The following is a 14,958-nucleotide window of genomic DNA, read 5'->3' as shown; positions in this document are numbered from 1 at the left end:
ACGCAGATCTTTCCGTGGCCGCGGAGCAGACGACTCCCGGCACTGACGGCGGTACCTCCCCTATCTACGACGACGACCAGGGCCCCCGGTACACACCCAAGCCGTTCGACTTCAACTCGTGCATCACTGACTGGGACACCTACAACCGCTGCTTCCGCGCACGTCAGGATGCCGCGGTCGTCGAAGAGGAGCCCGCGATCCCTGCGATCACGATCACGGACCTCGCGCAGTTCGCCCCGGATCCCGTCGCGACCACGGGCGAACCCGACAACCTCGGCGTCGCCGGGATGCCGACGAACTTCGTGGCCGCGGCATCCGCCCATACCCGAACCAGTGCCCTCTTCGGGATTCCGCTCACAGTGCGCTTCACGCCGGTCGGCTACGACTTCCGCTACGGCGACGGCGACACGGCATCCACGACCACCGGCGGTCAGCCCTGGGCGTCTCTCGGCCAGGCGTCATTCACTCCGACCGCCACGAGCCATATCTACGGCGAGCGGGGCACTTACGACGCCGGCGTCACGGTCCGGTACACGGCCGAGGTCGACCTGGGCATCGGCTGGTTCCCTGTCGCGGGGCAACTCTCCATCGCCGGCCCGACACAGCAGATCCGCATCTTCGAGGCCCACACCGCCCTCGTCGCTCGCACCTGCGCCGAGCAACCCGCAGCACCCGGGTGCTGAACGTCGACGGTCGTCGTTACTCTGAGTCCATGCCTCGCGCCGACCGCCTCATGCTGCTCGACACCGCCAGCCTCTACTTCCGCGCCTTCTACGGCGTTCCCGACAAGGTGAAGGCGCCGGACGGCTCCCCCATCAACGCGGCGCGCGGTCTGCTCGACATCGTCGCCAAGCTCGTCACCCTGTACGAGCCCACGCATGTGATCGCCTGCTGGGACGACGACTGGCGCCCGCAGTGGCGCGTCGACCTCATCCCCAGTTACAAGGCGCACCGCGTGGTCGAGGTCGTCCCGGCCGGGCCCGACGTCGAAGAGGTCCCCGACCCGCTCGAGGCGCAGATCCCGCTGATCCGCGAGACGCTCGGCGCCATCGGCATCCCCATCATCGGCGTCGCCGAGCACGAGGCAGACGACGTCATCGGGACGCTCGCCACGAACTCCGCGATTCCTGTCGACATCGTGACGGGCGACCGCGACCTGTTCCAGCTGGTCGACGACGCGCGCGACGTGCGCGTCGTCTATACGGCCAAGGGCATGAGCAATCTCGAGATCGTCACCGATGCGACCGTCGTCGCCAAGTACGGCGTGCTCCCCTCTCAGTACGCGGACTTCGCCACGATGCGCGGCGATGCCTCCGACGGCCTCCCCGGCGTCGCCGGGGTCGGCGACAAGACCGCGGCGACCCTGCTGCAGGCTCACGCCGACCTGGAAGGCATCCGCGCCGCGGCCGAAGCCGGAGAGGGCATGAGCGCCGGCGTGCGGGCGAAGATCCTCGCGTCGACCGCGTACCTCGACGTCGCGCCGACCGTCGTCGCCGTCGCGAAGTCCCTGCCCATCACCGATCCGGGCATCCCGCTGCACGTGCTCGATCCGGCCGAGGCCGACGCCGCGACCGCCCTCGCCGACAAGTGGAATCTCGGCGGTTCGATGACGCGCGCCGTCGCAGCGGTCTCGAACGCGGCTCTCGCCTCCGGCTGACCTCAGCCGCGACTCACTCCGCCCAGGAGAGCAGGCGCTCGAGTCCCCAGGTCGTGACGATGCGCGACGCGGGAACTCCGGCGCGCTCGGCTCTCTCGGCACCGTGATCGAGCAGCGACAGCTGCCCAGGAGCGTGAGCGTCCGAGTCGATCGAGAACAGGCATCCGGCTTCCAGAGCGATCGCGATCAGCTCGTCCGGCGGATCCTGCCGCTCCGGCCGGGAGTTGATCTCCACCGCGACGCCGTTCTCCGCGCAGGCGGCGAACACCGCGGCCGCGTCGAACTCCGACTGCGGGCGAGTCCCCCGGTCACCTTGCACGAGGCGGCCGGTGCAATGCCCGAGCACGTTGACCCTCGGGTGCGACACGGCCTTGATCATCCGCGCCGTCATCGGCCGCCGGTCCATGCGCAGTTTGGAATGCACCGAGGCGACCACGATGTCGAGCTCCGCGAGGAGCGCGTCCTCCTGGTCCAGTGCACCGTCCTCGAGGATGTCGACCTCGATCCCGGCGAGCAGCGTGAACCCTTCACCGGATTCGGCACGAACGAGCGGCATCTGCTCGCGCAAGCGCTCGGCCGACAGACCTCGCGCCACGCGCAGACGCGGGGAATGATCGGTGATCGCCTGGTACTCGTGGCCCTGTGCCCGCGCCGCCACCGCCATCACCGGAATGGACGTCGTTCCGTCCGACCAGTCGGTGTGCGCATGCAGATCGCCCCGGAGCTTCGCCCGCAGCGCGGACTTCCGCTCCGGCTCGACATCGCCGCGCAACTCGACGAGGTAGTCCGGCACCTGGCCGGACTGCGCCTGGCGGATGACCGCGAAGGTCGATTCGCCGATGCCCTTGGCCGCACGCAGCCGCGTCGGATCCGTCTGGACGTCGTCCGGCAGATCCTGCAGAGTCTGCGCCGCCTGCCGGAACGCCTTCGCCCGGTACCGCGACGCCCGCTCGCGCTCCAGCAGGGAAGCGATCTCGAGCAGCGCGTCGACGGGATCCACGGTCAGACCCCGGCGGCTGCCAGTTCGCGGCTCACGCCGATCCACTGGTCGAGCTTGGCGAGGGCCCGGCCGTCGTCCACAGCCGCAGTGGCGCGTTCGTAGCCTTCGCGGAGCCGCTCGAGGATCGGGCGCTGCACCTGGGTCGCGTCCTGCGAGAGCTCGAACGCCACGATTCCGGCCGCCGCGTTCAGCAGCACGATGTCGCGCACCGCGCCGGTCTCCCCCGCGAGCGTGCGCCGGAGCACCTCGGCGTTGTGCTGCGGCGACCCGCCGATCAGGTCCGCGAGCTCCGCGATCGGGATGCCGAGATCGCGGGGATCGAGGTCGTGCTCGTGGATGTCACCGCGCGTGACCTCCCAGATGCGGCTGTGCCCGGTCGTGGTGAGCTCGTCGAGCCCGTCATCGCCACGGAACACGAGCGCGGTCGCACCGCGCGTCCGGAAGACGCCCGTGATCAGCGGCACGCGTTCGATCTGCGCGACGCCGACCGCATTCGCCTCGGCGCGCGCCGGGTTGCACAGCGGGCCGAGCATGTTGAACACGGTGGGCACGCCGAGCTCGGCGCGTACCGGTCCTGCGTGCTTGAAGCCGGGGTGGAACGCTCCGGCCCACGCGAACGTGATCCCGGTGCGATCGAGGATGGATGCCACGGCTGCGGGGTCGAGCGACAGCTCCAGTCCCAACGCCCCGAGGACGTCGGAGGAGCCGGATGCCGAGCTCGCGGCACGGTTGCCGTGCTTGACGACGGGGATGCCGGTCGCGCCGATGACGACCGCCGCCGTCGTCGAGACATTCACGGTCCCGACGCGGTCACCGCCCGTTCCGACGATGTCGAGCACGTTCGGCGAGACGGGGAGCGGAACCGCCGCCTCGAGGATCGCGTCGCGGAAGCCGACGATCTCGTCGATCGTCTCGCCCTTCGCGCGGAGCGCGATGAGGAAACCCGCGAGCTGCGCCTCGGTGACGCTCCCCTGCATGATCTGACGCATCGCCCACGTGGACTCCCAGACCGTCAGATCGCGGCGCTCCAGCAGAGAGGTGAGCACGTCGGACCAGGTCAGGGAATCAGCCATGTGTGCGATCCTATCGGCGCCGAGAAAACGTGCAGACGGTTCCAGCAGCGCGCCCGTCGCGCGAGCATCCGCCGTTTCCCGCGTATTCACCGGGTATTCGCAGTGTTTTCTTAGGGTCCCCTAAGTCGGAGAAGGGCAAAACGAGGCCCCCTGGTGCGAGAATCACCCCCGAGGATCGGCCATAATGGAAGGGTGACGACCTCAGCGACGTATGCCCCGGCGGCGAGAACGATCAAGCGGCCCAACCCGGTAGCTGTCGGCACCATTGTGTGGCTCGGCAGCGAGGTGATGTTCTTCGCGGGACTCTTCGCGATCTACTTCACGCTCCGCAGCACCTCACCCGAGCTCTGGGCCGACCGTACCGAGCTGCTGAACGTCCCCTTCGCCGCAGTGAACACCGCGATCCTCGTGCTCTCCTCGTTCACCTGCCAGATGGGTGTGTTCGCGGCCGAGGACCTGCAGCCCTACAAGCTCGGCAAGGGCCAGAAGAACGGCGCCGGTCGTCGTCGGCTGTTCGGCTGGGGCATGGTCGAGTGGTTCTTCCTCACCTTCGCCCTCGGCGCGATCTTCGTCTCGGGTCAGGTGTGGGAGTACGCGCAGCTGGTCGCTGAGGGCATGCCGATCAACGCCGACTCGTATGCATCCGCGTTCTACCTGACCACAGGCTTCCACGCCCTGCACGTCACCGGCGGGCTCGTCGCCTTCCTGCTCGTGATCGGCCGTGCGTACGCCGTCAAGAATTTCCGGCACAAAGAGGCGACCTCCTCGATCGTGGTGTCCTACTACTGGCACTTCGTCGACGTCGTCTGGATCGTGCTGTTCCTCGTTATCTACTTCCTGAAATAAGAGCGGAGCTGATCCCCGAGATGGCACGAGAGAAGAAGCGCCGTTCTGGCGGTCGTCGCAGCCCTTTGGCGGCGGCCGCGCTCATCGGAGCAGGCCTCATGATCACCGGCGCTGTGTACGCCGGTGCGTCCGCCGCGTTCGCGGCGACCGAGACGCCGACCGCGTCGACCCAGCTGACCGTCGAGGACGGCGAGAAGCTGTTCACGGCGAACTGCGCCACCTGCCACGGTCTCGACCTGCAGGGCACCGCGAACGGACCGAGCCTCTACGGCGTCGGCGAACTCGCGGCAGAGTTCCAGCTCTCCACCGGTCGCATGCCGCTGCAGATGCAGGGACCGCAGGCACCCCAGAAGGAGCCGCAGTTCACCGAGGACCAGATCCTCGCGATGGCGTCGTACATCCAGTCGGTCGCCCCCGGCCCGACGTACCCCGGCGAGCACACGCTCGACGGCAAGGGCGACGTCGCCAACGGCGCCGAGCTCTTCCGCGTCAACTGCGCGATGTGCCACAACGTCTCCGCCGCGGGTGGTGCTCTCACCGAGGGCAAGTACGCTCCGGCGCTCACCGAGACCAGCGCGCTGCACATGTACGCAGCCATGGTCACCGGCCCCCAGAACATGCCCGTGTTCGGCGACATGAACCTGTCCGACGAGGACAAGCGCGACATCATCTCGGCCCTGCTCTTCCAGCAGCAGGCCGTGCCGGTCGGCGGCTTCTCCCTCGGCAACCTCGGGCCGGTCTCCGAGGGACTGTTCGTCTGGATCTTCGGTATCGGCGCGCTCGTCGCCATCACCGTGTGGATCACGGCGAAGTCCAACTGACGCTTATTCATCGAAGAGGAACGTACGAGGAGCACCATGGCACACGACGACGACTCGCAGGCTCTTGACAGGGCCTACCAGCCCTCTCCGGGGCTGGGTGTCGCAGTCAGCGATCCCGTGCAGAACCCGGGACTGCCGCCGCACCGCGAGCGGATGACCGACAAGGACCCCCGCGCCGAGAAGAACGCGGCACGCACGGTCTACACGCTGTTCTACCTCTCGCTCGCCGGCAGCATCTGGGCGGTCGCCGCCTACATGCTGTTCCCGATCGAGAGCGGCGCTCTCATCGACATCCGTCAGAACAACCTCTTCATCGGTCTCGGCATCGCGCTCGCGCTGCTGGCCCTCGGCATCGGTGCGATCCACTGGTCCAAGGCTCTGATGTCCGACAAGGAGCACATCGAGTACCGCCACCCCACCCGTGGCAAGGACTCGACGCGCGAAGCCGCCATCAAGGCGTTCTCGGACGCGAACGAGGAGTCCGGATTCGGACGCCGCTCCATGATCCGCAACTCGCTGTTCGCCGCGGTCGTCGCCTCGATCATCCCCGGCGTCACGCTCTTCCGCGGACTGGCTCCCCACTCCACGCCGGACGACCCCACCGCGGGTGACCCGGTGGCGCTGCTCAAGCACACGATGTGGGAAGAGGGCTCGCGCCTCGTCCGCGACCCCGACGGCACGCCGATCCGCGCTGCGGATGTGACCCTCGGCTCCGCGTTCCACGTGATCCCCGAGGAACTCGCCGAGCTCAGCCACCACGACGGCTACCTCGAGGAGAAGGCCAAGGCGATCGTCCTGATGATGCGCCTGCGCCCCGAGCAGCTCACCGAGGCCGAGGACCGCAAGGACTGGTCCTATGACGGCATCGTCGCCTATTCCAAGGTCTGCACGCACGTCGGCTGCCCCGTGGCGCTGTACGAGCAGCAGACGCACCACCTGCTGTGCCCGTGCCACCAGTCGCAGTTCGACGTCACGGACCACGCCAAGGTCATCTTCGGCCCGGCGGCTCGCCCGCTGCCGCAGCTGCCCATCACCGTCGATGACGAGGGCTACCTGGTCGCACGCAGCGACTTCACGGAACCCGTCGGCCCGAGCTTCTGGGAGCGCCATTGAGCACCGCAACGCTGTCCAAGGACGACAAGGACACGAAGGCGCCCCTCGGCGGCCGCTTCGTGGGAGCCGCGTCGAACTACATCGATGAGCGCACCAGCCTCTCCGGTTTCGTCAAGGAGCTCGGTCGCAAGATCTTCCCCGACCACTGGTCGTTCATGCTCGGCGAGATCGCGCTGTGGAGCTTCGTGGTCGTGTTCCTCTCCGGAACCTTCCTGACGTTCTTCTTCCAGGCCTCGATGGTCGAGACCCACTACACGGGTGCGTACGCCCCGATGCGTGGCATCGAGATGTCTGCGGCGCTCGAGTCGTCGCTGCACATCTCGTTCGATCTGCGCGGTGGCCTCCTGGTCCGCCAGATCCACCACTGGGCTGCGCTCGTGTTCATCGCCGGCATCGGCGTGCACATGCTCCGCATCTTCTTCACGGGCGCGTTCCGCAAGCCGCGTGAGCTCAACTGGGTCATCGGCTTCGTGCTGTTCATCCTGGCGCTGGCCGAGGGCTTCACGGGCTACTCGCTCCCCGACGACCTGCTGTCGGGCAACGGCCTCCGCATCATCGACGGAATGGTCAAGGGCATCCCGCTGATCGGCACCTGGACGTCGTTCATCGTGTTCGGCGGCGAGTTCCCCGGCACCGACATCGTCGGCCGCCTCTACACGCTGCACATCCTGCTGCTGCCGCTGCTCGTGATCGGGCTGATCGTGGTGCACCTGATGCTCATGATCGTCAACAAGCACACGCAGTTCGCCGGCCCCGGCCGCACGAATGAGAACGTCGTCGGCTACCCGATGATGCCGGTGTACATGTCGAAGATGGGCGGTTACCTGTTCATCGTGTTCGGCACAATCGTGCTGATCGCGACGTTCTTCCAGATCAACCCGATCTGGGCATACGGACCGTACGACCCGTCCCCCGTCTCCGCCGGCACGCAGCCGGACTGGTACATCGGGTTCGCCGACGGTGCACTCCGCCTCGCTCCGTCGAACCTCGACCTCGTGCTCTTCGACCGGACCTGGTCGTTCGGCATCCTGCTCCCGGTCGCAGTGCTCGGTCTGTTCATCGTCGTCGTCGCCATCTACCCGTTCCTCGAGGCATGGCTCACCGGCGACAAGCGCGAGCACCACATCGCACAGCGCCCGCGCAACGCGGCGACCCGCACCGCCATCGGCGCGGCCGGTGTCATCTTCTACGCGGTCCTGTGGGCGGCGGCATCGTCCGACCTCATCGCGACGCACTTCATGCTCACCATGGAAGGCGTGATCCACACCCTCCAGGCGCTGCTGTTCGTCGGCCCGATCCTCGGCTACTTCGTCACCAAGCGCATCTGCATCGCGCTGCAGAAGAAGGATCGCGAGATCGTGCTGCACGGTTACGAGTCCGGACGCATCGTCCGCCTCCCCGGCGGCGAGTTCATCGAGGTGCACCAGCCGGTCGACCAGTACGACCGCTGGAAGCTCATCGACGTCGACGGCTACGAGCCGCTGGTGGTCCGTCCGAACGCCAAGGGCCGCATCTCGTGGACCGAGAACCTCCGTTCCTCGATCTCGCGCTGGTTCTTCGAAGACCGCCTCGCCCCGCTCACGCAGGCAGAGGTCGACGAAGCGGACTCGCACCAGCACCACGTCACGGCTCACAACGAAGAGACCGAGGCAGCCGAGATCCAGGGCGCTCACGAGCGTGCAGGTGCACCGGATGCACCGCTCGTCGCCAGCGAGACGCACGTCGACGAGACGGCGAACACGCCGAGCACCGTGATCGCCACGGAGCCCGCGAAGAAGCCTCGCAAGAAGAAGTCGGAGGAGGGCGAGTAGTCGCCACTCCCCCATCGATGAAGGCCTCGTCCGATCCGGACGGGGCCTTCGTCGTTGCGGTCGCTGTGAAAGGATCGAAGAGTGACCTCCGTCGTACAGCTCATCCGTTCCGCCTCTCTCGCCGACGCCCCCTACGCGTATGCCGCCACCGCACCCGCCGGCTCTCGCCTCATCTTCCTCGCCGGATCCTGCCCTCTGAACGAGGACGGCACGACGGCCTCCCCCGGTGACTATGCCGCCCAGGCCGCGCAGTGCATGAAGACCCTCACCGAGGCGCTCGAGGCCGCTGGTGCATGCCTCACCGATGTCATCAGCACACGCGTTCTCGTGGCGTCATCCGACCAGGCCGATCTCGTCGATGCCTGGGATGTCGTGCATGCCGCTTTCGGGGCGCACGATGTGCCGAGCACACTCCTGGGCGTGACCGTTCTCGGCTACAGCGACCAGCTCGTCGAGATCGAAGCCGTCGCCGCTGTCCGAGGCGAACAGCAGTGACGACGTCCGTGCGTGCCGCACGCACCGAAGACGCCGCAGCGCTCGAAGCGATCGAGGTCGCCGCCGACACGCTGCTCATCGGTCGGTTCTCCGCTTCCGACTGGCCTCCCCCGACGGATGCCGAGGAGCGCGCCTCCCTTCCCGGATTCGTGCTGGTCGCGGAGTCGGCGGAAGCCGGCGAGGTGCCGACTCTGGTCGGCTTCGTGCACGTGCTCGAGATCGACGGGCACGCTCACCTCGAACAGCTCTCCGTGCTCCCCTCCTTCGGACGGCGCGGGATCGGTCGCCGCCTCGTCGACACCGCTCTCGCCGAGGCCCGGCATCGAGGCCATGCGCTCATCACCCTCCGGACATACGCGGACGTGCCCTGGAACGCGCCGTTCTATGCCTCCTGCGGCTTCATCGAGAGCGAGCCGGACTCGGACTTCCACCGGCGTCTGGTCGCCACGGAGGACGCCCTGGAGCTCGCGATCCACGGACGACGCCTGCAGATGACTGCTGTCCTCTGACGGGGTGGATGCTGTCGCGAATCCGGCGACGAGCGACAGGAATGCGTTGAGGCGGCGAGACCTCCCCGAATAGGCTGAGAACATGATCGATCGTGCCGACTTCTTCGCCGCCAAGCTCGCCTACGAGACCGATGCCAGTGACGTCCACGCGGCTCGGAAGGCCGGCGACGACCTGGTCGTGATCGACGTGCGGTCCGATGAGGCCTGGGCGCAGGGACGCGTCGCGGGCGCCGTGCACATGCACTACAGCGAGATCGCCACCCGAGCTCCTCGAGAGATCGCCGCCGATGCAGAGGTCGTCGTGTACTGCTGGAGTCCCGGCTGCAACGCCGGCGCCAAAGGCGCACTCGAGTTCGCGAAGCTCGGCTACCGCGTCCGCGAGATGATCGGCGGCTTCGAGTACTGGGTCCGCGAGGGCTATCCCGTGGAAGATGCCGACGGCATCCATCACCGCCCGGTCGACCCGCTCACCGGTGTGGCTCGCATCCGCACCCGCGCCTGATCAGGCCTCACGGCCCGAGATACGAAGAAGGCCCCCGGATCGCTCCGGGGGCCTTCTTGCTTGCTGATCGTCAGCGTGCGAAATGACCGCGGTAGTACTCGTACACCCAGCCGACGATCGCGACCACGAAGATCGCGAGCCCGATCGGAAGCAGGAAGTGTCCGACGGCGAGTCCGACGACGAAGATGCCGGCGGAAGCCGCGAGCACGATCGGCCACCACGACCACGGGCTGAATTCACCGAGCTCGGGATCGCCGTCGTCGATGTCGGCCGTGAGGATGTCCTCCGGCAGCTCACCGCCCTGGGCGCCGTGCGTGCGGTCGAGGTAGAACGCGATCATCGCGCCCATGAAGGCGGCGAAGAACAGCGCGACCGTTCCGACCCACTCGATCCGCAGCGCGAAGTTCTCGTTCGGCGTGGCCAGGATGTGCCAGCCGGTGTAGACGACGCCGACGAGAGCGAAGAAGGCGGTCAGGATCCACCAGAGAATGACATTGTCGCGCATGACTTAGTGGGCCTCTCGCTCGCCGGGCGCGGTGGTCGCGAACTCGGCAGCCTCGGGGTGGTTCAGGTCGAATGCCGGGCGCTCGCTGCGGATGCGCGGGATCGACGTGAAGTTGTGACGCGGCGGCGGGCAGGACGTCGCCCACTCGAGCGAGGCGCCGTATCCCCACGGGTCGTTGACCGTGACCTTCGGAGCCTTGCGCGCCGTGATCCAGACGTTCAGGAAGAACGGGAGCATCGAGGCGCCGAGGATGATCGCACCGATCGTCGAGACCTGGTTCTGCCAGGTCCAGCCGTCGGCCGCCGAGTAGTCCGCGTAGCGACGCACCATGCCGTCGACACCCAGCCAGTGCTGAATGAGGAACGTCATGTGGAAACCGATGAACAGCATCCAGAAGTGCACGTAGCCGAGGCGCTCGTTGAGCATGCGGCCCGTCCACTTCGGCCACCAGAAGTAGAAGCCGGCGAACATGGCGAACACCACGGTGCCGAACACGACGTAGTGGAAGTGCGCGACGACGAAGTACGAGTCGGAGAGCGCGAAGTCCAGCGGCGGGGCCGCGAGGATGACACCGGTCAGGCCGCCGAAGACGAACGAGACCAGGAAGCCGAGTGCGAAGACCATCGGCGTCTCGAAGGTCACGGACCCTCGCCAGAGCGTGCCGATCCAGTTGAAGATCTTCACACCCGTCGGCACCGCGATGAGCATCGTCATCAGGGCGAAGAACGGCAGGAGCACCGATCCCGTGACGTACATGTGGTGCGCCCACACGGCGACGGAGAGCGCCGCGATGGCGATGGTCGCGTAGACGAGCGTCTTGTATCCGAAGATCGGCTTGCGGCTGAACACCGGGAAGATCTCCGAGACGATGCCGAAGAACGGCAGCGCGATGATGTACACCTCGGGGTGACCGAAGAACCAGAACAGGTGCTGCCAGAGCAGGACGCCGCCGTTGGCCGGGTCGTAGATGTGCGCACCCAGGATGCGGTCGGCGGCGGCGGCGAAGATCGCTGCCGCGAGCACGGGGAAGGCCATCAGCACGAGGAGGCTCGTGATGAGCGTGTTCCACGAGAAGATCGGCATGCGCCACATCGTCATTCCCGGAGCACGCATCGTGATGATCGTGGTGATGAAGTTCACGGCACCGAGGATCGCTCCGAAACCGGAGATTCCGAGTCCGACCATCCAGAGGTTGCCGCCGGCACCCGGCGTGAACGAGGCCCCGGCGAGCGGCTGATAGGCGAACCAGCCGAACGAGGCCGCACCCTGCGGGGTGAGGAAGCCGGCGACGGCGATCGTGGAGCCGAAGAGGAACAGCCAGAACGCGAAGGCGTTCAGACGCGGGAACGCGACGTCGGGAGCACCGAGCTGGAGCGGCAGGATCGCGTTCGCGAAGCCGGCGAACAGCGGGGTCGCGAACATGAGCAGCATGATCGTGCCGTGCATCGTGAAGAGCTGGTTGTACTGCTCCTTCGTCGGGATGATCTGCATCCCCGGCGCGAACAGCTCGGCGCGGATGACGAGGGCCATCACACCGCCGAGGAGGAAGAACAGCACGGACGCGATCAGGTACATGTACCCGATGGTCTTGTGGTCGGTGGAGGTGATCCACTTGACGACGATGTTGCCCTTCTGCTCGACGCGCGAGGAGCTCATCAGAGCGGCCTGGCGGGCGGGCAGAGTCGTGGGTCGGGAGCGAGGAGCCTCATCGGTGCGGGGGGCTTCAGTGGTCGACATGGCTTACTCCTCTCCTTCCTCGGAGTCGTTCTTCGGCGTGTTTCCGGGGAAGTTCGAGAGACGGTCGTACTCGTCCGTGATGTCTCCCGTGTTGCCCTCTTCCTTGAGCGACTCGAGGTAGGCGTCGTACTCGTCCTGCTCGACGACCTTCACGTTGAAGAGCATCATCGAGTGGTACTCGCCGCAGAGCTCGGCGCACTTGCCCTTGTACTCGCCGACACGGGTCGGGATGAAGGACCAGGAGTTGTCCGCCCCGATGAACATGTCCTTCTTGTACAGGAAGTCGATGATCCAGAACGAGTGGATGACGTCGCGCGACCGCAGGTCGATCGTGACCTTCTTGTCGACCGGCAGGACCAGCGTCGGAAGCTGCGCCTGGTCGATGTTGCCTTCGGCGTCGGGCTGGGCCTGGATGCCCATCGTCCAGACGGTGTCGTCATCGGACTCGGCGTCGTACTGGAAGTCCCACGCCCACTGCTTGGCGATCGCGGTGATCTCGACGTCGGGGTCATCCCACTTCGCCTCGATCTCCGTCTGATCGCGAGCCGTGAAGAAGAACATTCCCAGCACCAGGATGAGCGGCACGATCGTGTAGAAGATCTCGATCGGCATGTTGTAGCGCATCTGCACCGGCAGGCCGGTCTGGCCCTTGCGACGGCGGTACGCGATCGCGGCCCAGGCCATCAGGCCCCAGGTGATGATGCCGACGGCGAGCAGGACGATCCAGGAGTTCACCCAGAGAGACGAGACCCGCTCGGTCTGGTTGGTGGCCGCAGGCTCACCCTCGATGAAGCCGGGAAGGTAGCCGTTCAACTCGGTGGTGGTACATCCCGCCAGGACCACGGCTGCCGCCACTCCCAAGGGGAGAGCGACCCAACGAAGGCGGTGTTTCGAGGGCACGATGCACCTTTCAGATTGCGGACAGGGCACACCCCAAGTCTAGGGCAACCTCACACCTGATTCATGCCAACCACGCAGGTTGGCGGGGGTCGTCCGGATCAGTGGAAGCTGTCACCACACGCGCAGCTGCCGGCCGCGTTGGGGTTGTCGATCGTGAAGCCCTGCTCCGAGATCGTGTCCTTGAAATCGATGGATGCACCGTCGAGATACGGGACGCTCATGTTGTCGACGATGACCTCGACGCCGTCGAAGTCGACCGTCTCGTCGCCCTCGAGGTAGCGCTCGTCGAAGTAGAGCTGGTAGATCAGTCCGGAGCATCCGCCCGGCTGCACGGCGACGCGCAGACGCAGGTCGTCGCGACCCTCCTGCTCGAGGAGGTTCTTGACCTTGACGGCAGCGGCGTCGGTCAGGCTGATGCCGTGCGCGTGGGTGGTCGTCTCGGCGGAAGTCAGTGTGGTGTCGCTCATGTCGCTCCTTGTCACGGGGCCGCAGGGGCACGGCGTTCCCGGTAATTCTACCGCCGGTCGGACCGGAAGGCTCAGACGTCGCGCGCGTTCATCCGCGCGAGCAGCAGGGCCTCGGTCGCGACGGCGTGGCGGAACGTGTCGAGGTGAAGGGACTCGTTGGGGCTGTGGGCCCGCGAGTGCGGGTCCTCGACGCCGGTGACCAGGATCTGCGCGTCGGGGAACTCGCGGACGAGGTCGGCGATGAACGGGATCGATCCGCCGACCCCGAGGTCGACCGGCGGCACGCCGTAGCCGTCGCGCATCGCGTCGCGGGTGAGGGCGACAGCCCATCCGCTGGTGTCCACCAGGAAGCCGTTGCCGAGATCGACGTCCGAGAATTCGAGCTCGGCCCCGAAGGGCGCGTTGGCGCGCAGGTGCTGCTCGAGCGCCGCGTAGGCGTCCTCCCCTGTCTGGCCGGGGGCCACGCGCGCGCTGATCACGACCGTGACCTCGGGGAGCAGGGTGTTGGATGCCGCGGCCACGCTCGTGGCGTCGATGCCGATGACCGTGATCGACGGCTTGTTCCAGATGCGGCTGAGGATCGTGCCGTTCCCGATCGGCGTCGTGCCGGGGAGCAGGCCCGCCTCATCGCGCAGCGTCGCCTCGCTGTACTCGGGTGTCGGCGCATCGCGCTCGGTCAGTCCCTCGACGGCGACGGAGCCGTCGGCGTTCCAGAGCGTCGACAGCATCCCGATGGTCGTCATCATCGCGTCGGGCGCCGCACCACCGAACATGCCGGAGTGCGATGCGTGGTCGAGCGTGCGCACGCGCACCGTGAAGCGGGCGTTCCCGCGCAGCGACACCGTGAGGCCCGGCGTGACGGAGTCCCAGTTCCCGGAGTCGGCGACGACGATGGCATCGGCTCGCAGCGCCTCCTTGTTGTCGGAGAGGAACTGCGCGAAGGAGCGGGAGCCGTACTCCTCCTCCCCCTCGATGAACATCGCGATGCCCAGGTCGAGATCGTCGCCGAGCACCTCGCTGACCGCGCGGATCGACGCGATGTGCGCCATGATCCCCGCCTTGTCGTCGGCGGCACCGCGTCCGTAGAGACGACCGTCGCGCACCGTCGGCTCGAACGGCGGCGTCTCCCACAGCGCGTCGTCTCCCGGAGGCTGCACGTCGTGGTGGGCGTAGAGCAGGATCGTGGGCTTGCCGTTGCGCGCGGCGCGTGTGGCCAGCACCGCGGGCTGTCCGTGCTCGTCGGTGCCGGGGATCGCCGCGCGCAGCACGCGCACCTCGTCGAAGACGCCAGTGCCCTGGGCCAGCGAGGCCACGGCATCCGCACTGCGTTCCAGCTGCGTCTGATCGAACGCCGGCCACGCCATCCCAGGGATCCGGACGAGATGTCCCAGGTCCGACAGCGCCGACGGGATGCCCGTCGCCACCGCTTCGAGCACGGCCGCCTCGGATTCGGTGGACGGTGTCGACGGAGCGGGGTGAGCAGAAGAGGTCATGCGAGTAATCTTAAGGTGATCTCTTTTCA

At 67.1% G+C, this 14,958-nt stretch carries 16 protein-coding genes; 9 read left to right on the top strand and 7 right to left on the bottom strand.

The annotated features are described in order from the left end of the window. The first annotated feature begins 14 nt into the window (after positions 1 to 14). Together ABD648_RS00565 and ABD648_RS00560 are read left to right on the top strand one after the other, a co-directional pair. Positions 15 to 683 (top strand): hypothetical protein, encoded by a 669-nt coding sequence (locus ABD648_RS00565; RefSeq protein WP_282216811.1) that lies wholly within the window; start codon positions 15 to 17, stop codon positions 681 to 683. Positions 684 to 712: 29 nt separating this feature from the next. Continuing rightward, entirely contained in the window at positions 713 to 1,657 is a 945-nt protein-coding gene (locus tag ABD648_RS00560) for a 5'-3' exonuclease (protein WP_282216810.1), read from the top strand. A 13-nt stretch (positions 1,658 to 1,670) separates the two neighbouring features. Here ABD648_RS00560 and ABD648_RS00555 read toward each other — a convergent pair whose 3' ends face one another. Both ABD648_RS00555 and trpD read right to left on the bottom strand, forming a co-directional pair. Next, positions 1,671 to 2,657, bottom strand: coding sequence for a PHP domain-containing protein (locus ABD648_RS00555; RefSeq protein WP_282216809.1), 987 nt, complete (start codon positions 2,655 to 2,657; stop codon positions 1,671 to 1,673). Positions 2,658 to 2,659: 2 nt separating this feature from the next. Beyond that, positions 2,660 to 3,730 carry an anthranilate phosphoribosyltransferase gene (gene trpD, locus ABD648_RS00550; protein ID WP_282216808.1) on the bottom strand — a complete coding sequence of 357 codons (1,071 nt, stop codon included), beginning with the start codon at positions 3,728 to 3,730 and terminating at the stop codon, positions 2,660 to 2,662. A gap of 192 nt (positions 3,731 to 3,922) precedes the next feature. Between trpD and ctaE the strand changes: the two genes are divergently transcribed. The 7 genes from ctaE (at position 3,923) to ABD648_RS00515 (ending at position 9,827) form a co-directional block, all read left to right on the top strand. Next, positions 3,923 to 4,576 carry an aa3-type cytochrome oxidase subunit III gene (ctaE, locus tag ABD648_RS00545; protein ID WP_486348110.1) on the top strand — a complete coding sequence of 218 codons (654 nt, stop codon included), beginning with the start codon at positions 3,923 to 3,925 and terminating at the stop codon, positions 4,574 to 4,576. Between the two features lie 20 nt (positions 4,577 to 4,596). Next, entirely contained in the window at positions 4,597 to 5,397 is an 801-nt protein-coding gene (qcrC, locus tag ABD648_RS00540) for a cytochrome bc1 complex diheme cytochrome c subunit (RefSeq protein WP_282216807.1), read from the top strand. A gap of 36 nt (positions 5,398 to 5,433) precedes the next feature. Continuing rightward, the gene (gene qcrA / locus ABD648_RS00535) at positions 5,434 to 6,510 is read left to right on the top strand and encodes a cytochrome bc1 complex Rieske iron-sulfur subunit (RefSeq protein WP_282216806.1); all 1,077 of its coding nucleotides are present in this window, start codon (positions 5,434 to 5,436) and stop codon (positions 6,508 to 6,510) included. After that, positions 6,507 to 8,321: a cytochrome bc1 complex cytochrome b subunit gene (gene qcrB / locus ABD648_RS00530; protein WP_282216805.1), complete on the top strand. Its 1,815-nt coding sequence runs from the start codon at positions 6,507 to 6,509 to the stop codon at positions 8,319 to 8,321. The genes qcrA and qcrB overlap by 4 nt, the downstream gene beginning before the upstream one ends. A gap of 81 nt (positions 8,322 to 8,402) precedes the next feature. Next, positions 8,403 to 8,816: a RidA family protein gene (locus ABD648_RS00525; RefSeq protein WP_282216804.1), complete on the top strand. Its 414-nt coding sequence runs from the start codon at positions 8,403 to 8,405 to the stop codon at positions 8,814 to 8,816. After that, on the top strand, positions 8,813 to 9,325 hold the full coding sequence (locus tag ABD648_RS00520) for a GNAT family N-acetyltransferase (protein WP_282216803.1): 513 nt from the start codon (positions 8,813 to 8,815) through the stop codon (positions 9,323 to 9,325). Before ABD648_RS00525 ends, ABD648_RS00520 begins: the two co-directional genes overlap by 4 nt. 82 nt (positions 9,326 to 9,407) lie before the next feature. Beyond that, positions 9,408 to 9,827, top strand: a complete 420-nt coding sequence (locus ABD648_RS00515) for a rhodanese-like domain-containing protein (RefSeq protein WP_282216802.1) — start codon at positions 9,408 to 9,410, stop codon at positions 9,825 to 9,827. Between the two features lie 70 nt (positions 9,828 to 9,897). On the opposite strand, the gene ABD648_RS00510 is transcribed toward ABD648_RS00515, so the two are convergent. The 5 genes from ABD648_RS00510 to ABD648_RS00490 all read right to left on the bottom strand — a co-directional run bounded on the left by ABD648_RS00510 (position 9,898) and on the right by ABD648_RS00490 (position 14,929). Then, complete coding sequence (locus ABD648_RS00510) at positions 9,898 to 10,332, bottom strand: cytochrome c oxidase subunit 4 (protein WP_282216801.1); 435 nt, start codon at positions 10,330 to 10,332, stop codon at positions 9,898 to 9,900. Positions 10,333 to 10,335: 3 nt separating this feature from the next. Beyond that, positions 10,336 to 12,069 carry an aa3-type cytochrome oxidase subunit I gene (gene ctaD, locus ABD648_RS00505; RefSeq protein WP_282216800.1) on the bottom strand — a complete coding sequence of 578 codons (1,734 nt, stop codon included), beginning with the start codon at positions 12,067 to 12,069 and terminating at the stop codon, positions 10,336 to 10,338. Positions 12,070 to 12,072: 3 nt separating this feature from the next. Further along, positions 12,073 to 12,969 (bottom strand): aa3-type cytochrome oxidase subunit II, encoded by an 897-nt coding sequence (gene ctaC, locus ABD648_RS00500; RefSeq protein ID WP_282216799.1) that lies wholly within the window; start codon positions 12,967 to 12,969, stop codon positions 12,073 to 12,075. A 98-nt stretch (positions 12,970 to 13,067) separates the two neighbouring features. Then, on the bottom strand, positions 13,068 to 13,436 hold the full coding sequence (gene erpA / locus ABD648_RS00495; RefSeq protein ID WP_282216798.1) for an iron-sulfur cluster insertion protein ErpA: 369 nt from the start codon (positions 13,434 to 13,436) through the stop codon (positions 13,068 to 13,070). Between the two features lie 71 nt (positions 13,437 to 13,507). Beyond that, positions 13,508 to 14,929 carry a dipeptidase gene (locus ABD648_RS00490; RefSeq protein ID WP_282216797.1) on the bottom strand — a complete coding sequence of 474 codons (1,422 nt, stop codon included), beginning with the start codon at positions 14,927 to 14,929 and terminating at the stop codon, positions 13,508 to 13,510. Between the last annotated feature and the right edge of the window lie 29 nt (positions 14,930 to 14,958).

Origin of the sequence: Microbacterium luteolum (assembly GCF_039533965.1) — a bacterium.
In the GTDB taxonomy this organism is placed as follows: Bacteria; Actinomycetota; Actinomycetes; order Actinomycetales; family Microbacteriaceae; genus Microbacterium; species Microbacterium luteolum.
This window is presented reverse-complemented; position numbering and strand designations above follow the sequence as displayed.